Genomic DNA, 22,538 nt, shown 5'->3' with positions numbered 1-22,538 from the left:
GCCGGGCCGCGGAGGACCGGGTGTCCTCGGGGGCGACCGGCCGCGGCGTCACCTAGCCGTCGCCGCCGCTGTCGCCGCTGTCCCCGGAGTCGCCGCTGTCCCCGGAGTCGCCGCCGTTCCCGTTGCCGTTGCCGTTGTTGCCGCGGCCGGAGTTGCCGTTGCCGCTGTTCCCGCTGTCGCCGTTGTCCCCGCTGTCGCGGTTGCGCGGCTGCTGGCCGTCCTCGCCGTCGTCGTTCGAGCCGGCGGACCGCGTGGGCGCGGGGGACTGGCCGGCGTAGTCGGAGACCGGGGCCTGCCCGATCGGCGTGAACTTGGACCACGGCTCGACGTCCGTCCCGCGCAGCGCGTCGGACATGTACTGCTGCCAGATCGAGCCGGGCAGCATGCGCCCGTAGACCGGCCGGCCGGCCGAGTTCTTGATCGGCGAGTTGTCGTCGGTGCCGACCCACACCGCGGTGGCGATCTGCGGGGTGTAGCCGACGGTCCAGGCGTCGTTGTTCTGGCCCTCGATGCTGCTCTGCACGGTGCCGGTCTTGGCGGCGACCGGGCGGCCGTCCCGCAGCCCGATCCGCGACGAGCTCGCCACGTCCGTCATCGACTCCGTGACGTTGCGCGCGACCTGCTGGCTGAAGGCCTGGGTCCCGGCGGAGGAGCCGGCGCCGTGGTCGTAGATGACCCGGCCGTCGCTGGTGGTCACCTTCGCGACGAGGTACGGCTGCCGGGCGACGCCGTCCGCCGCGAAGGTGGCGAAGGCCGCCGCCATGTTCTCGGTGGTGACGTTCTTGTCGCCGAGCGAGATGCCGCCGGTCGGGTTGGCCAGCGGCGCGGCCGGGATGCCCGCCTTGATCGCCGCGTCGGCCACCTTCTGCGGGCCGATGTCGAGCGCCATCTTGTAGAAGACGGTGTTGATCGACTGCGTCATCGCCGTCTTGACCGAGCACCGGCCGCAGCTCACGCCCTCGGAGTTGGACACCTTCTGGCCGGCCAGGGTCTGCGGCGAGGAGCCGTCGTACTGCGTGCCCAGGCCGATCGGGTCCGGCTGCTGCAGGGCCGCGGCCAGCACGAACGGCTTGAAGGACGACCCGGGCTGCTTGGAGGCCTGCGCGTAGTCGAGGCCGACGCCGTCGTTGCCGCCGAAGTAGGCGAGTACGGCGCCGGTCTTCGGGTCGACCGACACCAACGCCGTGCGCAGGTTGTCCGGCTGGCCCTTCAGCACCTGGTTGGCCGCGTCGACGGCGTCCTTCTGCTTGTCCGGGTCGATCGTGGTCTGCACGGTCAGGCCCTCGGTGTTGATCTCCGCCTCGGAGATCCCGTTCTGCTCCAGCTCGGCGCGGACCTGGTTGTAGATGTGGCCGTTGGCGTCCCCGGGGATGCCGCCCTCGGCCGACGACGGCGGCACCCACTGCGGGTACTGCTGCTGTGCCCGCTCGGCCTGGGTCATCCAGCCCATCTGGACCTCGCCGTCGAGCACGAAGTTCCACCGCTCGCGGGACTTGTCCTCGTTCTTCGCCGGGTCCCAGCGCGACGGCGACTGGATCAGCCCGGCGAGCATCGCCCCCTCGGAGGCGTTCAGCTGCTGGACGTCCTTGCCGAAGTACGCCTGGCTGGCGGCCTGGATGCCGTAGGCACCGCGACCCAGGTAGATCGCGTTGAGGTAGTTCTCGAGGATCTCCTGCTTGGTCTGCTCCTTGGAGATCTTCGCGGCGAGCACGATCTCCTTGTACTTGCGCCAGAGCGAGAACTGGTCCTGGCCGGTGGTCACCTTGATGTACTGCTGGGTGATCGTGGATCCGCCGCCGATGCCGCCGGTCAGCTGGCTCCACACCGCCCGGCCGATGCCGGAGATGTCGAAGCCCGGGTTCGAGAAGAACGAGCGGTCCTCGGCGGAGAGCACGGCGTGCTGCACCGGCTCGGGCACCTGGTCGAGGGTGACGTTGACCCGGTTGATGTTGTTGGGCCGGACCGTGGCCAGCGGGCTGCCGTCGGCGAAGGTGAACGTGGCCACCTGGGTGTTGGCGACGTCGTCGGCGCTGGGCACCTTGAACGCCACCCAGCCGATGGCGAACGCCAGGAACGGCCCGACGATCAGGGCCGCCAGGCTCCACAGCACGATCCTGCGCACGAGCTGCTTCCGTCCTCCGGGCCGGCGACCACCGCCGTCGCCGTCGCCGCCCCCGCCGGTGCCGGGCCGCCGCGGCGGGGGACCGGGCGGGTCGGCCAGGGCGAGCGAGGTCGGCCGGTCGTCGGGGCCGGACGTGCTCGGGTCGTGGGTCAGCAGGGGCGGCGGGCCGGACATCGGCGGACCCTGCGGACCCTGGGGCCCCGGCCCGACGCGCTGCGGCATCGGCCGGTTCGGCGGGCCGTAGGGCCCCTGCTGCGCGGGCGGACCCGGACGCGCCCCGGGCGGCGGACCCTGCGGCGGGCCGGGCGGCGGGCCCTGGTGCGGACCCTGCTGCGGCGGACCGGACCGGGACGCGCGACCGCGCCAGGGCCCCGCGCCGGGTGGCGGGGGGCCCTGTGTGGGGCGGATGTCCCAGACGTCCGGGACTCCGGGCCGGGGCGGCGGGCCGCCGGCTGCGGGTCGGTCGCTGCGTTGATCGGTCACCGCGGGCTCCGTGCTTCTCCGGTCCGCCGGCGGGGAGCAGGGGCGGACCGGGCTGGGGCGTGGGGTGCAGGCGCTGTACGGCTCACGGGGTCGGGGCTCATCGGGCGGAGGTGGTCACTCGGCGGCGGTCCTCCGGCGACGCGGGCGGTCGGGCCGGGCACCGGTGCCCAGCACCGACGATTGGACCAGATGGTTCCAGCTGCACGTGCGGCAGACCTCCACGAGGTAGACGGAGAACTCGCCGTGCCGGGCCGCCAGCTCCTCGACCTCATCCGGGTCGCGGGCCGAGCCGGACACCTGGCGCAGCTCCTCGCCGAACACCCACCACACGTGGGTCAGCCGCTCCTTGCGGCACACCGGGCACTGCTGCTGCGTGGGCCGGCCGTGGAACCGAGCGGCCCGCAACAGGTACGGGCTCGCGTCACAGACCTCCGCGGTTCCCACCCGACCGGCGTAGACGTCCGCGAGCAGCGCACGGCGCTGCAACGCGTAGTCGACGACCTGTCGCGGGGTGAGCACCCGACCAGGGTACTCAGCCACCCGCCCGTGCGGTTCCCGAACCGCCCGGACGGGCGGGACCGCCGGGCGCACCCGCAGGTCGGGAGCGTGACCGGAATCTCGGCACTGCACGCGGATGTATCGAGCCGATATAGTGATCCGACCGATCGCCGGGGACATCGGGGTCCCCGGGCGGCACGTGGGGGAAGGGAGGCGGATGCTCGAGTTCGCCATCCTCGGGCTGCTGCTGGAAGCCCCGATGCACGGCTACGAGCTGCGCAAACAGCTCGGGCTGCGGCTCGGCGGGTTCCGCGTCTTCTCCTACGGCTCGCTCTACCCGGCGCTGCGCAGGCTCGTCCGCGCGGGCCTCATCGTCGAGGATCCCGACCGGTCCGGGAGCCCCCCGGCGACGGGCGGCGGCTGGTCCCGGCGCGCCCGGCGCGTCTACCGGATCACCGCCGACGGCAAGGAGCGGTTCGCCGAGCTGCTGGCCGAGTCCGGCCCCCAGACGTGGGACGACGAGAGCTTCGGCGTCCACCTGGCGTTCTTCTCCCGCACCCCGGCCGAGACCCGGATGCGGATCCTGGAGGGCAGGCGCCGGGCGGTCGAGGAGCGCCGCGAGGGGTTGCGCGCGGCGCTCGCCAGGGCCGGCGAGCAGATCGACCGGTACACCCGCGAGCTGCACGAGCTCGGGCTGGACACCACCGAGCGCGAGGTGCGGTGGCTGAACGAGCTCATCGAGCGGGAGCGTCACCCCGGCGACGAGGCCGGTCCACGAGGCCTTCCCGAGGCCTGAAGTCCCGACGGAGAAAGAAGGAGAGCCGGCATGAGTGAGGTGCGAGTCGCCGTCGTCGGCGTCGGCAACTGCGCGGCGTCGCTGGTCCAGGGCGTCCAGTACTACGCGGACGCCGACCCGGTCGCCCGCGTCCCCGGCCTGATGCACGTCGACTTCGGCGGCTACCACGTGCGCGACGTGAAGTTCGTCGCCGCGTTCGACGTCGACGCGAAGAAGGTCGGCCGCGATCTCTCGGAGGCCATCACGGCCAGCGAGAACAACACCATCAAGATCGCCGACGTGCCGCCGCTCGGCGTCCCGGTGCAGCGCGGCCACACCCTCGACGGGCTGGGCCGCTTCTACCGCGAGACGATCACCGAGTCGGACGAGGAGCCGGTCGACGTCGCGGCGGTCCTGCGCGAGACGCAGGCGGACGTGCTCGTCTCCTACCTCCCGGTGGGCAGCGAGGCGGCCGACCGCTTCTACGCGCAGGCGGCGATCGACGCGAACGTGGCGTTCGTGAACGCCCTGCCGGTGTTCATCGCCTCGGACCCGGTGTGGGCGCAGAAGTTCCGCGACGCGGGCGTCCCGATCGTCGGCGACGACATCAAGTCCCAGGTCGGCGCGACGATCACCCACCGGGTGCTGGCGAAGCTCTTCGAGGACCGCGGCGTGCAGCTCGACCGCACGATGCAGCTCAACGTGGGCGGGAACATGGACTTCCTGAACATGAAGGAGCTGGAGCGGCTCGAGTCGAAGAAGGTGTCCAAGACCCAGTCGGTGACCAGCCAGGTCGACCGGGACATGGGCAAGGACAACGTGCACATCGGCCCGTCGGACTACGTCGCCTGGCTCGACGACCGCAAGTGGGCCTACGTCCGGCTCGAGGGCCGCGCGTTCGGCGACGTCCCGCTCAACCTGGAGTACAAGCTCGAGGTCTGGGACTCGCCCAACTCCGCGGGCATCATCATCGACGCCGTGCGCGCCGCGAAGATCGCGAAGGACCGCGGGATCGGCGGTCCCATCCTCTCCGCGTCGAGCTACTTCATGAAGTCCCCGCCGGAGCAGTACAGCGACTCCGAGGCCCGCACCGCGGTCGAGGAGTTCATCCGGGGCGAGCGGGAGCGCTGAGCCTCCACCCCTCGTCGGAACCCCGGTCGGAGCCAGTCTCCGGCCGGGGTTCCTTTTTGCTTCCTTTCCGGAAATGTTCGCGGAGCTTCCGAACCGGAAATGGTTTCACCCGGACGGAGTCATCACGACAGCATCACGTGACCAAGCTCAGTCGGCCTCACCTGCATCGACGAGTTTGAGCGCACTATCACGGGCTGATCACGCCAGCACTGCGCCGAACGTGTCACCAATTCGGTGAGCACGGTCACCCGATTTTCCGGGCGGAAATGTAATCTGCGTCATGGCGGCGACCTTAATGCGTTCGTAATTTCCTTCGCGGCCTCGCGCCACCGCCCTCCACCCGGGAGGACGGGCACGAGGTCACCGCCCCCACGGGCGGGTGCGTCGCCGGCCCGGGCTCCCAGCAAGCTCCCTCAGCAGGGCCGGAGTACTCCCCACCGCACCCGTCGCACCGGCTGCCCGCTCTCCCCCGAGCGCACGCCGGCGGCCGTGGGGCGGTGCGATTCACGAGGATGCACACCGGTGCCCGAGCACAAACCTGCGCTGCTCCGTTCCACCCTGGTCGCCGCCACCGCCGCGGCGGCCGCCTTCTTCTCCCTGGCGCCCGCCTCCACCGGGGCCGACGCCGAGGCCCCGGCCGTCACCGCGGCCGCTCCCGCCGCCGCCCCCGCCGCCCCGGTCGAGGCCGCGGTCCGGACGGTCGCGTTCACCGCCCCCGCCCAGGCCGTCGAGGCCGCCTCGGCCGGCCTCTCGCCCGCCGCCAAGCGCGCCTCCGCGCTGTCGACGGCGCTCGCCCAGGTCGGCAAGCCCTACCGCTACGGCGCCTCCGGCCCGTCGGCGTTCGACTGCTCCGGCCTGACCAGCTTCGCGTTCAAGCAGGCCGGCGTGTCGATCCCGCGCACCAGCCGCGCCCAGTCGGGCGTGGGCACCCCGGTGTCCAAGGGCAGCTTGCAGCCCGGTGACCTGGTGTTCTTCTACAAGCCGGTCAGCCACGTCGCCATGTACATCGGCAACGGCCAGGTCGTGCACGCGAGCACCAGCGGCCAGCCGGTGAAGATCAGCTCGCTGAACGCCATGCCGTTCAGCGGCGCCCGCCGGGTCTGATCCGACGGTCCGCGATCTAGGGTGGCGGCCGTGGACTCCCGGCCGCTCGCCCTCGTCACCGGTGCCTCCCGCGGGATCGGCGCCGCCGTCGCCCGCGCCCTCGCCCCCACGCACGACCTGGTGCTGGGCGGGCGCGACGCGGTGGCGCTCGAGTCCCTCGCCGCCGAGCTCGACGGCGCGCGGGCCTGGCCGGTCGAGCTGACGGACGACGGGTCCGTCGCCGCGGCCGTGGCCGGGCTCGACCTGCCGCGCCTCGACGTCCTGGTGCACTCCGCCGGCGTCGGTCTCCTCGGGACGATCGAGGAGACCGAGCCGGACACCTGGCGGCACCAGTTCGAGGTGAACGTGGTCGCGGTGGCCGGGCTGACCCGGCTGCTGCTGCCCGCGCTGCGGGCGGCCCGCGGCGACGTCGTGCTGGTCAACTCCGGCTCGGGGCTCACCGCCCGCGCCGGCTGGGGCTCCTACGCCGCCAGCAAGTTCGCGCTGCGCGCCTTCGCCGACGCGCTGCGCGCAGAGGAGCCGGACCTGCGGGTGACCTCCGTGCACCCCGGCCGCGTCGACACCGACATGCAGCGGTCCGTCGTCGCGCACGAAGGCGGGGAGTACGACGGGTCGAAGTTCCTGCGGCCCGAGAGCGTCGCCGCCGCGATCCTCGCCGCGGTGACCGCCGGCGCCGACGCGCACCTGCCCGAGATCGTCATCCGACCCCGCTGACCGGGTCCCTCCGATCCGGCGCGTTGATCCGGCCGGGCGACGACGGGTTCGCGCGGCCCGTGCCTGGGTAGGGTGCGAGCCATGCTCGATCCGGCGCAGGTCGATCTCGGCGAGCTGGCGGACGCCCTCGACGACCGCACCCCCGAGGTGCAGTGGTGGATCGACCCGCGCACGGGCCGGATCGTCTCGACGGTGCCCGAGATCTACTCCGGCGAGCCCGACGACTCGGAGGAGCTCCAGGAGCAGGGCTGGGTCGCGATCGAGCAGACCGGCTCCCGCGAGGGCTACCAGGACATGGCGGACTTCACCGCCGGCGTCCAGCACCGGCGGGCGGCCGAGCTCCTCGACCGCGCGCTCAACGGCCGCGGTGCCTTCCGCCGCTTCAAGAACACCCTCTTCGAGTTCCCCGAGGTGCGGGACCAGTGGTTCCGGTTCCGCGACGCCCGGGCCCGCCGCCGCGCGCTGGACTGGCTCGCCGACGCCGGGCTCGTCGACCCGGAGGCCGCCGAGCAGGCGGCGGCCGGCTACCCCGACCCGGCCCCGGAGAACGAGGACCTGCCCGCCGCCGTCGCCGCGGAGCTCGCGACGCACTACGGCGACCGTCTGCACCAGGTCCTGCTGGTGGGGCCGTGGGCCAGCGGCGAGGGGTCGGTCGAGTCCGAGCTGGACCTGCTCCTGGTGCTCGACGACCTGGAGTCGCCGTGGGGCGAGCTGCGCGCCGTCGAGTCCGTGCTGTGGCGGCACACCGAGCGCTCCGGGATCACCGTGTGCGCCTATCCCGTGACCCAGGCCCAGCTGTCGCGTCCCGAGGAGCCGTGGCTGGTCCGCGCCCGCGCCGAGGCGGTGCGGCTGCGGTGAACGCGGTGGAACCCTCGCCCGGCCCGCGGCCGGGCATGGCCCGGGCGCGCCGGGAGCTGGCGGCCGCCGAGCTCCTCGCCGGGAACGGCTTCGCCGGCCAGGCGGTCGTCGCCGCCGCCCGCGCCGCGCTCGAGTCCGCCCAGGTGGCGCTGGCGGCCCTCGACGAGACCCGCGACCAGCCGTCCGACGTCGTCTCGGCCTACGTCCGCCGGGTGGTCCGCGAGCGCGCGATGGACCCGGTCACCGGGCGGAAGCTCCGCTCGCTGCTCAACCGCGCCGCGCTCGCCGAGCGTTCCTGGGCGGCCGTGCCGGTCGAGGAGGCGCGGGCCGCGCTGGCCGACGCCGGCCTCGTCGTCAAGGAGGTCGACGAGTGGCTCGACGACCCGGCCCGCAGTGCGCCGCCCCGGACCGGGGCGACGCGGCGGGCGGTGCGGCCGCTCAAGCGGCGCCGGGCGTCGGAGACGGGCTGACGCGCCGTCAGCGGACGACGTTCACCAGGCGGCCGGGAACCACGATCACCTTCCGCGGCTCGGCCCCGTCCAGCGCGGCGACGATCTTCTCGTCGGCCAGCGCGGCGGCCTGCACGGCTGCGCCGTCGGCGTCGGCCGGGACGGTGACCCGCGAGCGCACCTTGCCGTTGACCTGGATCGGGTACTCGACCGTGTCCTGCACCAGGTACCGCTCGTCGGCCGCCGGGAAGGTCTCGTAGGCCAGCGTGGACCCGTGGCCCAGCCGGCTCCACAGCTCCTCGCTGATGTGCGGGGCCAGCGGCGCCAGCATCAGGACCAGCTGCTCCGCCACCGACCGCGGCGCACCGCCCGGGTACGCCTTGGTCAGGTGGTTGTTCAGCTCGATGAGCTTCGCCGCGGCGGTGTTGTAGTGCAGCGCCGGGTAGTCCTCGCGCACACCCGCGATCGCCTTGTGCAGCGCACGCAGGGTGTCGGTGTCCGGCTCGACGTCCGCGACCCGCGACTCGCCGGTGTTCTCGTCGACCAGGTTGCGCCAGACCCGCTGCAGGAACCGCTGCGGCCCGACGACGTCCCGGGTGGACCAGGGCCGCGAGGCCTCCATCGGGCCGGTGTACATCTCGTACAACCGGAAGGTGTCCGCGCCGTACCGGTCGCACATCTCGTCCGGCGTGACGACGTTCTTCAGGGACTTGCCCATCTTCCCGTACTCACGGTTCACGGGCTGGCCGTTCCACGTGAAACGGCCGTTGTCGTCCTCGACCACCTCCTCGGCCGGCACGTACAGCCCGCGCGAGTCGGTGTAGGCGTAGGCCTGGATGTAGCCCTGGTTGAACAGCTTCCGGAAGGGCTCCTCGCTGGACACGTACCCCAGGTCGAACAGCACCTTGTGCCAGAAGCGCGAGTACAGCAGGTGCAGCACCGCGTGCTCGACGCCGCCGACGTACAGGTCGACGCCACCCGGGTCGACCGGTGAGATCTCCGGCTCCTTGCCGATCCAGTACTTCTCGGCCTCGACGCCGGTGAAGCGCTCGGAGTTCTCCGGGTCCAGGTAGCGCAGGTAGTACCAGCAGGAGCCGGCCCACTGCGGCATCGTGTTGGTCTCGCGGCGGTACTTCCGCGGCCCGTCGCCCAGGTCCAGCTCGACGTTCACCCACTCGTCGGCCCGCGACAGCGGCGGCTCCGGCTCGGTGTCCGCGTCGTCCGGGTCGTAGGTCTTGGGGGAGTAGTCGTCGACGTCGGGCAGGACGACCGGCAGCTGGTCCTCCGGCAGCCCGACGGGGCCGTGCTCGTCCCACACGATCGGGAAGGGTTCGCCCCAGTACCGCTGCCGGGAGAACAGCCAGTCCCGCAGCTTGTACTGGACGACGCCCTCTCCGAACCCCTTGGCCGCCAGCCAGTCGATGATCACGCGCTTGGCCTCGGTGACGCCCAGCCCGTTCAGGCTGATCTCCGCGTTGGCCGAGTTGATCGCCGCGCCCTCACCGGTGAAGGCCTCGCCCTGCCAGCCCTCACCCGGGTCGACGGTGCGCACGATCGGCAGGCCGAACGCCGTGGCGAAGTCCCAGTCGCGCTGGTCCTGGGCCGGGACGGCCATGATCGCGCCGGTGCCGTAGCCCATCAGCACGTAGTCGGCGACGAAGACCGGGATCTCCTCGCCGTTCACGGGGTTGACGGCGAAGGCGCCGGTGAAGACGCCGGTCTTCTCCTTGTTCTCCTGCCGGTCCAGCTCGGACTTCCGCGCGGCCACGGCGCGGTACTCCGCGACGGCCTCCGCGGGCGTCCCGGCGCCGCCGGTCCAGCGCACGTCCGTGCCCGACGGCCACGCGGCCGGGGTCAACCGGTCGACCAGCGGGTGCTCCGGGGCCAGGACCATGTAGGTGGCGCCGAACAGCGTGTCCGGGCGGGTGGTGAAGACCTCGATCTCGCCGGCGGGGGCGGGGAAGCGGACCCGGGCGCCCTCGGAGCGGCCGATCCAGTTCCGCTGCATCGCCTTGACCGACTCGGGCCAGTCGACGCGGTCCAGGTCCGCGGCCAGCCGGTCCGCGTACGCGGTGATCCGCATCATCCACTGCTTGAGGTTGCGGCGGAAGACGGGGTAGTTGCCGCGCTCGGAGCGGCCGTCGGCCGTGACCTCCTCGTTGGCCAGCACGGTGCCCAGGCCGGGGCACCAGTTCACCGGCGCCTCGGAGATGTAGGCGAGGCGGTAGGAGTCGATCAGCGCGCGGCGCTCGGCCTCGGTGAGGTCCTCGTACGGGCGCCCGTCCGGGGTGGGCCGGGCACCGGACCCGAACTCGGCCTTCAGCTCGGCGATCGGGCGGGCGCGGTCGGCCTCGGTGTCGTACCAGGACTCGACGATCTGCAGGAAGATCCACTGGGTCCAGCGGTAGTACGTGACGTCCGTGGTCGCGATCGACCGGCGCGGGTCGTGGGCCAGGCCCAGCTGCCGCAGCTGCTGCTTGTACCGGGCGATGTTGGCCTCGGTGGTCGTGCGGGGGTGCGTGCCGGTCTGCACGGCGTACTGCTCGGCGGGCAGGCCGAACGCGTCGAAACCCATCGGGTGCAGCACGTTGTGCCCGGTCATCCGCAGGTAGCGGCCCAGCACGTCCGTCCCGATGAAGCCGAGCGGGTGCCCGACGTGCAGCCCCGCGCCCGACGGGTACGGGAACATGTCCATCACGTACGCCTTGGGCTTCTCCGAGCCCGGCTCGCCCGGGTTCGGCGCGTGGAACGTGCCCTCGGCCTCCCACCGGTCCTGCCAGCGGCGCTCGATCTCGCCGGCCAGGCGCGCGTCGTAGCGGTGGGGCGGGGACGCGGGAGCGTCTCCGGGCGCGATGGTGGTGCTCTCCGTGCTCATGATCCCGCTCTACCTCGAGGATGAACCGTCCCGCGACGGTTCGCCGGTCGGCCTGCTGGTGCGGTCGCCGGGAGCCGCGCGGCCGGAGCGCGCCCGCCCCGGTCGGCCCGGGTGGTCGGTTCGGCGTGCGGCTCGGCGCGGCGCCGGGTGAGGCCGGGCTTCCGGCGGGCCGTGGAACGCGATACCCAGGGTAACGCCGCTGGCCGACGGGCTTCGACGGGGTTGCGCGGGGACGGGGCCGCGCGGCACGCGGGGAGGCCCGATCTACCCTGGTGACGTGCCCGCGACCCTGCGCCTCGTCCTCGGTGTGCTCTTCGTCCTGGCCGGCGTCGCGCTGGTCACGGTCGCCGTGCTGGGGGCGCGGTCGAAGCTGCCGCGCAACCGTTGGGCCGGGGTCCGCACCGCCGCCACCCTCGAGTCCGCGCCCGCCTGGGTCTCGGCGAACCGCGTGGCGGCCCCGCCGCTCGCCGCCGCCGGGGCGGTCTGCCTGTTCGCCGGGATCGTGTTGCTGGCCGCCCCGCCCGCCGCGCTCGGCTGGATCGTCACGGCGATCGGCGCCGTCGGCGCGCTCGTGCTCGCCGGGATCGGCGGGGCGCTCGGCGACCGGGCCGGCCGGATCGAGACCGCCACCCGGGCCGCCGAGGCCGAGGCGGACAACGGCTGCACGGGCTCCTGCGCGGGTTGTGATCTGGTCGCGGGCTGCCGCACCGCCCTGCGCTGACCTCTTCCTCGCGGTTTCGACGCGTCCGGTCGACGGGTGTGGCGCGCGGTTCTGGATGTGCGCGCGGAAGGGTCCGGGGCTGCCCTGGTGTCCGGCGGGCTCCCGCTGCGCCTCGCACGCTCGCACACCCGGAGCGGCGTCGCGCGGGCCGTCGACGGGGAGTGGGACGGACGGCCGCCCTGTCGAACGGTCCCGCGGGCGGAGGCCGACAGCGGCCGCCTCTGGGTCGACAGTGGCCGACTCGCACCGAGCCGGCACACCCGAAGTGACGTCCCGCAGGTCGTCGACGGGGCGTGGGACGGGGTGATCGGTTGTGTCGTGGGGCCAGGGCGGGCGTGAAGGTGCTCGCGAAGCGCGGAGCGGCACGGGCCGGACTCCCGACTCGCTGTGCCACGGCAACCGACTCGGGGCCCAGAACTCCCGACTCGCGGTGCCGGATCTCCCGACTCGCGGGCTTCTAGACGTTCGTCTCAGACGTACGTCTAATTACATACGGACGTCAGAACGGCCTGCCGACCTGGTAGTTCCCCTCCCGGTCGAGGACCGTCACCGGGATCGAGCGGATGACGTTGCCCAGGTGGGCCTGGCAGAACAGCACGAGCTGCGGGTACACGACGACCTGCTGCGGACACAGCACCGGGGCCGTGGCCAGCGCCGCGGTCGACGGATCCGCGGCCAGCACCGCGCGCACGTCCCGTTCGACCTGCGCCCCGTCGAGGGTGCGGGGCGGGGCGGCCGTCGGGGTGCCCGTCACCAGGACCGAGCAGGCGGCCAGCAGCGGCGCGAGGGCCGCGACCACGGCGAGGCCGGCGCGGGACGGGGCACGACGGGCGGACATCCGGCCTCCTCGGTCCGTGCGGGCCTCCAGGGTCCCCGCACGGCCGCACCGGCGGAAGGTCCCGCAGGTCACGAACGCGTTGCCGAGCAGGGCCGACCGGAACCGACGGGCCCACCGAGACCAACGGCCGACCGAAGCCCGACGAGCCCATCGAGATCAACCAGCCGACCGAGATCAACCAGCCGACCGGCCGACGGGCCGCCCCGGAGCCACAGGCCGATCGAAGCCGGCGGACGGACCGACCGGGGTCGACCGCGCGGCGTCAGTTCAGCCCGATCTCCACGGGGAAGGTGGAGAGCAGGGCCAGTGGCGCGCCCTGGCGGCGCAGCACCCGGCCCCAGAGGTCGGCGTGCCGGTCGGTGGTGACGTCGTCGGGCAGGCCCGGGACCACGAACCAGTCCCCGCGCGCGATCTCCCCGGCGAGCTGTCCGGAGTCCCAGCCCGAGTACCCGGCGAACACCCGCAGCCCCCGGACCTGCGAGGCGACGGCCGCCGGCTCGCTGTCCAGGTCAACGAGCACGACCGGCCCGTTCACCCCGACGACGCCCTCGACCCCGTCGGGCCGATGGCCCGGCCGCAGGCTGGCCAGACAGAGCGCGGTGGTGCCGTCGACCGGCCCGCCGACGAAGACGGTGCCGGGACCGGAGGCCAGCGCCGCCCAGCGGGGGAGGACGTCCCGCACCGAGGCCTCGGACGGCCGGTTGAGCACCACGCCGAGGCTGCCGTGCTCCCGGTGCTCGACGAGGTAGACGACGGTGCGGGAGAAGTTGGGATCGGTGAGGTTGGGTGCGGCCACCAGAAGGGTGCCCGGTCCGACCGGAGCGGTGGCCTGCCTGCCGGGGCGGTCGTCCCTCACTCACCCATATTCGCACCCCCGCCCCGGGACGTACGCTCCACCCGTGTCCGTCCCAAACCCCGCTCCGCCCCTGACGCCGGCGGCGGGGAACGCGGCCGCCGTGAAGGTGGGCGTCCGCGCACTGATGCGGGGCCGCGGTTTCCGCAGGCTGCTGCTGTCGCGGGTTCCGGCCCAGTGGGGGGACGGGTTCTTCCAGGCCGCGCTGGGCGGCGCGGTGCTGTTCAACCCGGAGCGCCAGGCCGATCCGCTCGCGGTGGCGGCCGGGCTCGCGGTGATGTTGCTGCCGTACTCGTTCATCGGGCCCTTCGCCGGCGCGCTGCTCGACCGCTGGGACCGCCGCCGGGTGCTGCTCCTGGCGAACCTGCTGCGCGGGGTGCTGATCGCGATCGTCGCCGTGGCGGTCGGGACCGGGGTGGCGGGCGCGCCGCTCTACCTCGGCGCGCTCGCCGTCGTCGGGGTGAGCCGGTTCGTGGGGGCGGGGCTGTCCGCGGCGCTGCCGCACGTCGTCGAGCCGCGCAACCTCGTCGAGGCCAACGTCGTGGCGTCGACCGCCGGGGCCGCCTCGGCCGCGCTGGGCGGGGCCATGGCGATCGGCGTCCGGGAGCTGGTCGGGGCGGGCGATGCCGGCTCCGGGGTGACCACGGCGTTCGCGATCGTCGGCTCGCTCCTCGCGGCCCTCGCGGCGGCCGGGTTCGCCCGGGGCGTGCTCGGGCCGGACGGGACCGAGGCGCGCAGCCGGATCGCCGCCGTCGCGCGCGGGTGGCTGGACGGCGCCCGCGCGGTGGTGCGGGTCCCCACGGCCAGTGCCGCGTTCTGCGCCGTCGGCGCGCACCGGCTGGCCTTCGGCATGAGCACGCTGCTGTCGCTGCTGCTCTTCCGCTACGCGTTCCACGACGCCGGTGTCTGGCGGGCCGGGCTGGCGGGGGTCGGGCAGGTCGTGATGGCCGCCGGCGCCGGCGTCGGTGTGGCGGCGCTGCTCACGCCGTGGCTCACCCACCGCCTCGGCCGCGCGACCACGATCCGGACGGGCCTCGTCGTCGCGGCGCTGGCGCAGGTCGGGGTCGCCGCCGTCACGACGATCCCGACGGTGCTGGCCGCGGCCTTCGTGCTCAGCACCGCCGGTCAGGTGGTGAAGCTGTGCGCCGACGCGGCCATCCAGCAGGAGACGGCCGACGAGGCCCGCGGCCGGGTCTTCGCCCTCTACGACGCGCTGTTCAACACCTGCTACGTCGTGGCCGTGGCCGCGGCGGCCCTCCTCGCCCCGCCCGACGGGAACTTCCCGTGGCTGCTCGGCTCGGCCGCCGTCGTCTACCTGCTGGGCCTCGCCGGGCACGAGGCACAGCTGCGCCGGCGCACCTGACGCCCGCGCCGATCCCTCAGAGGTTCTCGGCGGCCCACCGGCGCAGCTCGGCCTCGGCCTGCTCCGCGCTCATCGGCCCGTTCTCCATCCGCAGCGCGAGCAGGTGCTTGTAGGCCCTGCCGACCTGCGGGCCCGGCGGGATGCCGAGGATCTGCATGATCGCGTTGCCGTCGAGGTCGGGCCGGATGGCGTCGAGCTCCTCCTGCTTGCGCAGCTCGGCGATCCGGTCCTCGAGCGAGTCGTACGAGCGCTGCAGCGCCGCGGCCCGCCGCCGGTTACGGGTGGTGCAGTCGGAGCGGACGAGCGCGTGCAGCCGGTCGAGCAACGGCCCGGCGTCGGCGACGTACCGGCGCACGGCCGAGTCCGTCCACTCGCCCTTGCCGTACCCGTGGAACCGCAGGTGCAGGTAGACGAGCTGGCTGACGTCGTCGACCACGTGCTTCGGGTAGCGCAGGTCGCGGAGCCGCTTGCGGACCATCTTCGCGCCGACCACCTCGTGGTGGTGGAAGCTCACCCGGCCGTCCGGCTCCTTGCGCCGGGTCGGCGGCTTGCCGACGTCGTGCAGCAGGGCCGCGAGGCGCAGCACCAGGTCGGGCTTCTCCTCCCGCTCGATCGCCTGCTCCATGACGACGAGCGAGTGCGTGTAGACGTCCTTGTGCTGCATGTGCTCGTCGATCGCGAGCCGCATCGCCGGCACCTCGGGCACCACGTACTCGGCCAACCCGGTGTCGACCAGCAGCTCGATCCCGCGCCGCGGGTGCGCGCCGAGCAGCAGCTTGGAGAACTCGGCCTGGATCCGCTCCTTGGTGATCCGGGTGAGCTCGCCGGCCATCGCCGACATCGCGGAGGTGACCCGCGCGGCCGGGGTGAACCCGAGCTGGGAGACGAACCGGGCGGCCCGCAGCATCCGCAGCGGGTCGTCGGCGAAGGACTCCTGTGGCGCGGCCGGGGTGTCGAGGACCCCGGCGGCCAGCGCGGCGAGGCCGCCGTAGGGGTCGACGAACCGGCGGTCGCCGGGCGCGGTGTGCACCTCGACGGCCATCGCGTTCACGGTGAAGTCGCGGCGGACCAGGTCGCCCTCGAGCGAGTCCCCGAACCGGACGAGCGGCTTGCGGCCGACGCGGTCGTAGGCGTCGGCCCGGAAGGTCGTGATCTCGAGGGTGTCGTCGCCGCGGCGCACGCCGACGGTCCCGAACTCGATGCCGGTGTCCCAGGTCGCGTCCGCCCAGCCGGCGACGATCTCGAGGATGCGCTCGGGCCGGGCGTCGGTGGTGAAGTCCAGGTCCGCGCCGCCGCGGCGGAGCAGGGCGTCGCGGACGCTGCCGCCGACGAGGTAGAGCGTGTGCCCGGCCGCACGGAAGCGGTCGCCGAGCTCGTCGGCGACGGCGGGGATGTCGAGCAGCTCCACGAGCGCATTCTCCTGGGCGCGCCGGAGTGCGTCCGGCCGATCCGGTGCCGCGGCCACGGCGGTACCGGAGATCACGAGCGGGGAAGACACGGCGGGCCAGTGTAGGCGGCGCCCGTGGGCGCCGCCCGGGGGATCCGACGGCGGGACGAACGGGGCGTGACGCACGCGCGTCCTGCAGAACCCCGCCCCGGGACCGTCCCCTCGTTACCATCGCCACATGTCCTCCTCCCGCGGCCGCTCAGGGGGGCGCCGCGCGGGGAGGCCCGCCGACCGGCGCCGTCGCCTGCGGACGGTCGACGAGACGTCCGCGGGTGGCCTCGTCGTCGACCACGAGCTGGGCCGCGCGGCCGTGATCGGCCGTCTGGACCGCCGCGGCCGGCTCCTGTGGTCCCTGCCGAAAGGGCACATCGAGGCCGGGGAGACCGCCGAGGAGGCGGCGGTGCGGGAGGTCGAGGAGGAGACCGGCATCATCGGGCGCGTGGTCGCACCGCTGGGCACGATCGACTTCTGGTTCGTCGCCGAGGACCGCCGGGTGCACAAGACCGTGCACCACTTCCTGATGCGGGCCCTCGGCGGCGACCTGTGCGACGACGACGTCGAGGTCGCCGAGGTCGCGTGGGTGCCGCTCGGGGAGCTGGAGGGCCGGCTCGCCTACGCCGACGAGCGACGGTTGATCCGGCGGGCGACCGAACTGCTGGAGGAGACCGCGTGAGAGCGGTCGCGGCGGCCGCCGCGATCCTCACCCTGCTCGCGACCCTGGTCGGGGCGGCGGCGGGGACGGCCGCGGCGCAGCCCGACGCGCCCCCGGCCGCGGACACCGGCCTGCGTCTCGACGTCACGGCCGCCTCGCCCCGCGTCGTCACCGCGGACGGGCCCGCGACCCTGACCCTCACCGGCACGCTGACCAACACCGGGTCGAGCCCGGTGACCGGCCTCGGCGCCCGCGTCCAGCGCAGCGACCCGCTGCGCAGCGAGGCCGCGGTGCGCGAGGCCCTGGCCGGCGACGACGCCGCCGACGCCGTCACCCCCGTCTTCACCGACCTGCCCGACCTGGCCGCCGGCGCGTCCGAGCCGGTCACGCTCTCGGTGCCGCTCACCGGTCCGCCCACCTCGTCGCTGGCCCTGGCCCGCACGGGGGTGCACGCCCTGCTGGTCAACGTCAACGGCACCCGGGACGGCCTCCGGTCCCGGATGGCGGCGGTGCGCCTGCTGCTGCCGGTGCTCTCGCTGCCCTGGGGCGCCCCGGCGGGACCGGCCGCGCCACCGACCGGCTCGACGCCGTTCACGCTGCTCTATCCGATGGTCGAGCCGCCGCGGCGGCTGCCGACCGTGCCCGGCGAGCCGGTCACCCTCACCGACGACGGCCTCGCCGCCTCGTTCGCCCCCGGCGGCCGGCTCGCCGGCCTGGTCGAGGCGCTGGCCGCCCGCGCCCCCGTCGGCTCGCCGCTGCGGGCCGGGCTGTGCGTCGCGATCGACCCGGACCTCGTCGAGACGGCCGCGCAGATGGCCGACGGCTACCAGGTGCGCGCCCCGGACGGGACCGTCACGCCGGGGGCCGGCGCCGACGCGGCCCGGGCCTGGCTCGCCCGGCTCTCCGCCACCCTGCGGGGCAGCTGCGTGCTCGCCCTCGCGCAGGACGACGCCGACCTGGTCGCCCTGGTCCGGTCCGGCGCGTCGGACCTCGCCCGGCGGGCCGTCGACGACGGCCGGCAGCTCACCGGGCGGCTGCTCGGGACGCCGGTGCTCGCCGACACCGTCTGGCCGGTCGACGGGGCACTCGACGAGGCCACCCTGGCGGACGTGGGCCAGGCCGGCGACGGGTCGTCGGCCGCCGTGCTCTCCGCCGACTCGGTCGAGCAGCCCGGCGCCACGCAGGTCTCCGGCGTCGTCCCGCTGGCCGACCCGACCGCGGGCGGCACGTCGACGGTCGGGGTGCTCACCGACCCGCTGCTGACCCTCGCGGCCGGCGGCAGCAGCGCGTCGACCACCAGCACCAGCCCGGCCGGCGGTCCCGGGGCCCTCGGGACGCAGGACGCGCTCGGCGCGCTCGCCTTCCGGGCACTGTCCGGCGCCCGCGCCGGCGGGCCGCTGGTCCTCGCCCCGCCGCACCGGTGGGCGATCGACGGCCGCGGCGCGGACACCCTGCTCGACGGCGCGTCCCGACTGATCACGGCCGGGCTGGCCGAGCCGCGCGCGCTCGGGGCCTCGGTCGCGGCGGGCGCCCCGCCCGGGGCGAATCGGCGGCGGCTCACCTACCCCGTGCGGATGGGGGCACTAGAGATCCCGCCTGCGGTCGTCGCCTCGGTGGCCGAGGACCGCGACGACGTCGAGCGGCTGCGGGCGGCCGCCGACTACGAGACGGGTGTCGGGGCGCCGCCGGAGCAGGTCTTCGACCCCCTGCTGCGCGGGATGCTGCGCGCGGTCTCCGGCTGGTGGCGCGGCGACCCGGCCGCGGCCCGGGTGCAGGCCGGCCTGGTCGGGACGCGGATCGACGAGCTGGTCGGCTCGGTGCGGGTGCTGGAGCCGCCGGGGCCGTTCTCGCTGGGTACACGGGACGCTCCGGTGCCGTTGACCGTGGCCAACGGACTTCCCATCACGATGACGGTCAGGGTGGAGCTGGCCAGCACGGCCGGGCTGCGGGTCGCCCCGATCCCGGTGCAGCGCGTGCCCCCACTCGGCCGGGTGCAGGTCCGGGTCAGCGCCGAGGTGCTGCGCGCGGGGCAGTTCACCGTCGAGGCCTCGGTCCGCACGCCGGACGGCGGCGCGCTCGGCGAGCCGACCCGGCTGCAGGTCCGCTCGACGGTCTACGGCACCGTCACGATCTGGCTCACCGCGGTCGCCGGCGTGCTGCTCGTGCTGCTCGCCGCCCGTCGGATCGTCCGGCGGATCCGGGGCGACCGGTCAGGTCCGGACGGGGGAACCGGACCGCACGGAACCGGCACGGGCCCGCCGACCGGGCCCGTCCGACCTCCGGTCCCGGTGCGCGCGCCGCACGGCGGACCGCCGGCCGGCCCCGCGGCCGGAGTGCCCGAGTCGCCGGTCACGGGCGGTCCGGAAGGTCCCCGACCTGCGGTTCGTCCCGGCGAGCGGCCGGCGGGAACGTCCGTCGGGTCCGCGGAGTTCCCGCCCGGACTCCCGCGCGCGTCACGGCGCGGGGTGACCGCGCCGGACGGCGATCTGCCGTAGGCTGACGACCTGGCGGCAGGGGGCAGACAGTCGCGCGTGGCGCACGGGGTGGAGGTCGCGACCGGTGAGCGGGCAGACGGAGGAGAGCCCTGTGCCCGGCCCGGGCACCGGTGCCACCGCATCCGCCGCATCCGTCACCTCGACCACCGCCGCCGCACCCACGGTCCCCGGCACCGCGATCCCGAGCCCCGCCGTCCCGCCCGACGCGGCCACGGTCCGCTCGGTCCAGTCCGCGCCGCCGGTCAACGGCGCTTCGCTCGGACGCGCCGAGAGCGCCGTCCGGTCCACGGCGGCGACCGGCCCCGGCACCGTCCTCGGCAACCGCTACCGGCTCGTCCTGCGCGTCGGTTCGGACCTCAGCGCGGGTGCCGAGTTCTGGCGGGCCGAGGACACGATCCTGCAGCGGGACGTCGGCGTCACCGTGCTGCGCCGGCTCCCCGCCGACGAGGCGGACGAGGACCCGGAGGGCACCGCCCGCGCCGGCGAGATGATCGTCCGTGCGCTGCGCTCCGGCGGTTTCGAGCACGCGGGCTGCGCCCGGCTGCTCGACGTCCTGGCCGCGGGCTCGCCCGGCGTCCCGTCGGACGTGCTCGGCGCGGCCGTCACCGAGTGGGTCGCCGAGCACAGCCTGACCGAGGCCGTCGCGGGCGGGCTGATCAAGCCGTTGCGCGCGGCCCGCATGGTCCAGCAGCTCGCCTCGGCCGCCGAGGAGGCGCACGGCCGGGGCCTGGTCCTCGGCACCGACCACCCGCAGCGGATCCGGGTCACCCGGGACGGGCGGGCGCAGGTCGCGTTCGTGCTGCCCCGGCCCGGCCTCACGCCCGAGGACGACGTCCGCGGGCTCGGCGCCGTCCTCTACACCCTGCTGACCTCGCGGTGGCCGCTGTCGGGCTCCGACGCCGCGCGCGCCGGCCTGCCCTCCCCGGAGCGGGACGAGCACGGCGCCCCGGTGCCGCCGTCGGCGCTGCGTCCCGGCGTGCCCGTCGAGCTCGACGCCGTCTGCACGGCCGCACTCGGGTCGCACGCCGTGGGGCCCGCCGTCGGTCGCGTGCACACCGCTGCCGCCGTGAAGCAGATGATCGGCGAGGTCGTGCTCGAGGACGACCGGGGCGCGATCTTCCCGCCGGAGCACGACGGCGTGCCCGCCGAGCCCGGCGACGTCTGGCAGAACAAGACGCGCAAGGCCACGCCGCAGGACCCGGACCGGCGGCGAAAGCTGCTGATCGGGCTGAGCGTGCTCGCCGCGGGTGTGCTCGTGGTGCTCGGGTACCTGGGTGTGCAGCTCGGCTCGATGTTCGGGGAGTCGAGCGGCCCGGCGATCGTCGTCGGTGACAACGCGGCGGCCGCACCCAACCCGACCGCCCCCGGTGGCCCCGCCGCGAGCGTGGCGGTCAGCGGCGTCTCGCTCGAGGTGTACGACCGCACCGGGGACCGGGACAACGCCGTCGACGTCGAGCGGGCGGTCGACGGGAACCCGACCACAAGCTGGTCGACCTTCACGTACAAGCAGCAGCTGCCGGCGCTCAAGCCGGGTGTGGGCCTGATGGCTTCCTTCGCCTCGGTGGAGCAGCTGTCCCGGATCACGGTCCAGTCGCCGAGCGCCGGGACGGTCGTCGAGATCCGGTCGGCGCCGTCGGCCGACGCCGACCTCAAGGACACCCAGCTGCTGACCAGGCAGACCCTCACCACCGGCACCAGCACGATCTCGCTGGCCGACAGCCAGCCGACCCAGCACGTGCTGGTGTGGATCACCAAGCTCGGCGGCGGGGGCGACGCGAACGTGAGCCAGATCGACGAGCTCACCTTCTACCGCGCGGGCCTCTGAGGAGGCTGCTGAAGTCACTCCTGTGAACGGTTGCGCCGTTCCGGACCACGCGGGGGCACCCGGCTCCTAGCGTCCGCCGCGTGCCCCTGCTCGACGCGCGGTCCGACCTGCAGCTGCTGGAGGCGCACCGGTCCGGCGAGCGCCGCGCGTTCGACGAGCTGGTGCGCCGGCACGGCGACCGGCTGTGGGCGGTGGCGCTGCGGGTGCTCCGCGACCCGGAGGACGCCGCGGACGTCCTGCAGGACGCGCTCGAGTCGGCCTACCGCCGCTCGGCGGGCTTCCGCGGGGAGGCGTCGGTGAGCACGTGGCTGCACCGGATCGTGGTGAACAAGTGCGTCGACCGGATCCGGTACGACCGCGCGCGGCCGCCCTCCGGGTACGGGGGCACCCACCGGGTGCCGGTCGGGCGCGATCCCGCCGAGGGCGCCACGACCCGGCTGGCGGTGCTCGACGCGCTGGCCCATCTGCCCGCCGACCAGCGCGTTCCCGTCGTTCTCGTCGATGTGATGGGATATCCCGTCGCCGACGTGGCGGCGATCCTGCAGGTGCCGGCGGGCACCGTGAAGAGTCGCTGCGCCCGCGGCCGGGTCCGGCTCGCCGGGCTGCTCGGGCACCTGCGGGAGGAGGGCGCATGAGCGGTCCGGAGGGGTTCGCGGCCGGTGGCGGCTGGCTCACCCGGTTGGCCGAGGCCGAGGCCGGTCTGCCCGACGAGGACGCGGCGAGCCGCGTGATCGCGGCGGCCGGACCGGGCAGCGACCGGGTGCTGGCCGCGCTCGCGACGACCCGCGCCGAACTGGCCGCCGTACCGCCGGTCCGCCTGCCCACCGCCGTCGCCGCGAGGCTGGCGGCGGGGTTCGACGCGCTGGACGACCCCGTGAGTGGCAATAGTCGTCATAGCGACGATTACCACTCACGACGGGGTCCGCGGCGGCGTCCGCTCCTGCTCACGGCCGCGGCCGCCGCGCTGGTCGCCGTCGCGATCGTCGGGCCGTCCGCTCAGCCGGCGGGCGATGCGGTCGACCCCGCCTCCGCCGCCGCACGGGTGCTCGCGGAGGGCACCCTCGACGTCGGGGAGCTGCGGGAGCCGGCGGCCCTCGCGGCCTGCCTGGACCGCGCCGGCGCCGCGCCCGTTCGCGGCCCGCTCCTCGCCGGGCGCCCGGTCGTCGTCGAGGGGCGGCGGGGGACCCTGCTCGTGCTCGGCACGGGCGTGCTCGGCCGGGTGCGCGCCGTCGTCCCGGACGAGGGCTGCGGCGCGGTCCTGGCCGACCTCACCACGGGTGGGTGACCGGAGCCACAGCCCTGCCGTGCGCCGCTCCGCCGGGGGAATGCCCGCTC

Annotated in this window: 19 protein-coding genes; 13 read left to right on the top strand and 6 right to left on the bottom strand. The window is 74.7% G+C overall.

Annotated features, from left to right (window positions below; translation table 11 throughout):
* Positions 1-52: 52 nt before the first annotated feature.
* Both PKE99_RS01200 and PKE99_RS01195 read right to left on the bottom strand, forming a co-directional pair.
* Positions 53-2,296, bottom strand: coding sequence for a transglycosylase domain-containing protein (locus PKE99_RS01200; RefSeq protein WP_156067303.1), 2,244 nt, complete (start codon positions 2,294-2,296; stop codon positions 53-55).
* A gap of 423 nt (positions 2,297-2,719) precedes the next feature.
* Complete coding sequence (locus PKE99_RS01195; RefSeq protein ID WP_037042074.1) at positions 2,720-3,124, bottom strand: DUF5318 family protein; 405 nt, start codon at positions 3,122-3,124, stop codon at positions 2,720-2,722.
* A gap of 196 nt (positions 3,125-3,320) precedes the next feature.
* Here PKE99_RS01195 and PKE99_RS01190 point away from each other — a divergent pair, with 196 nt between their 5' ends.
* The 6 genes from PKE99_RS01190 to PKE99_RS01165 all read left to right on the top strand — a co-directional run bounded on the left by PKE99_RS01190 (position 3,321) and on the right by PKE99_RS01165 (position 8,155).
* Complete coding sequence (locus PKE99_RS01190; RefSeq protein WP_037042494.1) at positions 3,321-3,899, top strand: PadR family transcriptional regulator; 579 nt, start codon at positions 3,321-3,323, stop codon at positions 3,897-3,899.
* A gap of 30 nt (positions 3,900-3,929) precedes the next feature.
* On the top strand, positions 3,930-5,009 hold the full coding sequence (locus PKE99_RS01185) for an inositol-3-phosphate synthase (RefSeq protein WP_037042075.1): 1,080 nt from the start codon (positions 3,930-3,932) through the stop codon (positions 5,007-5,009).
* 522 nt (positions 5,010-5,531) lie between these two features.
* Entirely contained in the window at positions 5,532-6,113 is a 582-nt protein-coding gene (locus PKE99_RS38800) for a C40 family peptidase (RefSeq protein WP_063739675.1), read from the top strand.
* A 30-nt stretch (positions 6,114-6,143) separates the two neighbouring features.
* Positions 6,144-6,827, top strand: coding sequence for an SDR family oxidoreductase (locus PKE99_RS01175; RefSeq protein WP_037042497.1), 684 nt, complete (start codon positions 6,144-6,146; stop codon positions 6,825-6,827).
* Positions 6,828-6,908: 81 nt separating this feature from the next.
* Positions 6,909-7,685, top strand: coding sequence for a UPF0158 family protein (locus PKE99_RS01170; RefSeq protein ID WP_037042076.1), 777 nt, complete (start codon positions 6,909-6,911; stop codon positions 7,683-7,685).
* Positions 7,682-8,155, top strand: a complete 474-nt coding sequence (locus PKE99_RS01165) for a hypothetical protein (RefSeq protein WP_231498085.1) — start codon at positions 7,682-7,684, stop codon at positions 8,153-8,155. Before PKE99_RS01170 ends, PKE99_RS01165 begins: the two co-directional genes overlap by 4 nt.
* Before the next feature lie 7 nt (positions 8,156-8,162).
* Here PKE99_RS01165 and leuS read toward each other — a convergent pair whose 3' ends face one another.
* Positions 8,163-11,009: a leucine--tRNA ligase gene (gene leuS / locus PKE99_RS01160; RefSeq protein WP_051736962.1), complete on the bottom strand. Its 2,847-nt coding sequence runs from the start codon at positions 11,007-11,009 to the stop codon at positions 8,163-8,165.
* A 277-nt stretch (positions 11,010-11,286) separates the two neighbouring features.
* Between leuS and PKE99_RS01155 the strand changes: the two genes are divergently transcribed.
* Entirely contained in the window at positions 11,287-11,730 is a 444-nt protein-coding gene (locus PKE99_RS01155; protein ID WP_051736963.1) for an SdpI family protein, read from the top strand.
* Positions 11,731-12,229: 499 nt separating this feature from the next.
* Here the strand turns inward: PKE99_RS01155 and PKE99_RS01150 are convergent, their stop codons facing one another.
* Both PKE99_RS01150 and PKE99_RS01145 read right to left on the bottom strand, forming a co-directional pair.
* The gene (locus PKE99_RS01150) at positions 12,230-12,568 is read right to left on the bottom strand and encodes a DUF4333 domain-containing protein (RefSeq protein WP_037042077.1); all 339 of its coding nucleotides are present in this window, start codon (positions 12,566-12,568) and stop codon (positions 12,230-12,232) included.
* A gap of 262 nt (positions 12,569-12,830) precedes the next feature.
* On the bottom strand, positions 12,831-13,424 hold the full coding sequence (locus PKE99_RS01145) for a YqgE/AlgH family protein (RefSeq protein ID WP_037042078.1): 594 nt from the start codon (positions 13,422-13,424) through the stop codon (positions 12,831-12,833).
* 43 nt (positions 13,425-13,467) lie between these two features.
* Here PKE99_RS01145 and PKE99_RS01140 point away from each other — a divergent pair, with 43 nt between their 5' ends.
* A complete protein-coding gene (locus PKE99_RS01140; RefSeq protein WP_231498086.1) occupies positions 13,468-14,784 on the top strand; it encodes an MFS transporter in 1,317 nt (438 codons plus the stop codon).
* Positions 14,785-14,800: 16 nt separating this feature from the next.
* Here the strand turns inward: PKE99_RS01140 and PKE99_RS01135 are convergent, their stop codons facing one another.
* A complete protein-coding gene (locus PKE99_RS01135) occupies positions 14,801-16,267 on the bottom strand; it encodes a CCA tRNA nucleotidyltransferase (RefSeq protein ID WP_051736964.1) in 1,467 nt (488 codons plus the stop codon).
* 142 nt (positions 16,268-16,409) lie between these two features.
* Here PKE99_RS01135 and PKE99_RS01130 point away from each other — a divergent pair, with 142 nt between their 5' ends.
* The 5 genes from PKE99_RS01130 (at position 16,410) to PKE99_RS01110 (ending at position 22,488) form a co-directional block, all read left to right on the top strand.
* Positions 16,410-16,904, top strand: a complete 495-nt coding sequence (locus PKE99_RS01130; RefSeq protein WP_037042079.1) for an NUDIX domain-containing protein — start codon at positions 16,410-16,412, stop codon at positions 16,902-16,904.
* Positions 16,901-19,378, top strand: coding sequence for a DUF6049 family protein (locus PKE99_RS01125; protein WP_037042080.1), 2,478 nt, complete (start codon positions 16,901-16,903; stop codon positions 19,376-19,378). The genes PKE99_RS01130 and PKE99_RS01125 overlap by 4 nt, the downstream gene beginning before the upstream one ends.
* A gap of 64 nt (positions 19,379-19,442) precedes the next feature.
* The gene (locus PKE99_RS01120) at positions 19,443-21,203 is read left to right on the top strand and encodes a protein kinase family protein (RefSeq protein ID WP_037042082.1); all 1,761 of its coding nucleotides are present in this window, start codon (positions 19,443-19,445) and stop codon (positions 21,201-21,203) included.
* Positions 21,204-21,283: 80 nt separating this feature from the next.
* Positions 21,284-21,838 (top strand): RNA polymerase sigma factor SigM, encoded by a 555-nt coding sequence (sigM, locus tag PKE99_RS01115; RefSeq protein ID WP_063739676.1) that lies wholly within the window; start codon positions 21,284-21,286, stop codon positions 21,836-21,838.
* On the top strand, positions 21,835-22,488 hold the full coding sequence (locus tag PKE99_RS01110) for an RsmA family anti-sigma factor (RefSeq protein WP_037042084.1): 654 nt from the start codon (positions 21,835-21,837) through the stop codon (positions 22,486-22,488). The genes sigM and PKE99_RS01110 overlap by 4 nt, the downstream gene beginning before the upstream one ends.
* Positions 22,489-22,538: the final 50 nt, after the last annotated feature.

Source organism: Pseudonocardia halophobica (assembly GCF_027922425.1).
GTDB classification, from domain to species: Bacteria; Actinomycetota; Actinomycetes; order Mycobacteriales; family Pseudonocardiaceae; genus Pseudonocardia; species Pseudonocardia halophobica.
Note: the sequence above shows the minus strand (reverse complement) of the source record. Positions and strands in the feature narration are given on the sequence as shown.

Coding starts and splice junctions, on each gene's coding strand:
- PKE99_RS01200 (WP_156067303.1), bottom strand. CDS start 2,296: ATGTCCGGCCCGCCGCCCCTGCTGACCCACGACCCGAGCACGTCCGGC.
- PKE99_RS01150 (WP_037042077.1), bottom strand. CDS start 12,568: ATGTCCGCCCGTCGTGCCCCGTCCCGCGCCGGCCTCGCCGTGGTCGCG.
- PKE99_RS01185 (WP_037042075.1), top strand. CDS start 3,930: ATGAGTGAGGTGCGAGTCGCCGTCGTCGGCGTCGGCAACTGCGCGGCG.
- PKE99_RS01130 (WP_037042079.1), top strand. CDS start 16,410: ATGTCCTCCTCCCGCGGCCGCTCAGGGGGGCGCCGCGCGGGGAGGCCC.
- leuS (WP_051736962.1), bottom strand. CDS start 11,009: ATGAGCACGGAGAGCACCACCATCGCGCCCGGAGACGCTCCCGCGTCC.
- PKE99_RS01190 (WP_037042494.1), top strand. CDS start 3,321: ATGCTCGAGTTCGCCATCCTCGGGCTGCTGCTGGAAGCCCCGATGCAC.
- PKE99_RS01170 (WP_037042076.1), top strand. CDS start 6,909: ATGCTCGATCCGGCGCAGGTCGATCTCGGCGAGCTGGCGGACGCCCTC.
- PKE99_RS01110 (WP_037042084.1), top strand. CDS start 21,835: ATGAGCGGTCCGGAGGGGTTCGCGGCCGGTGGCGGCTGGCTCACCCGG.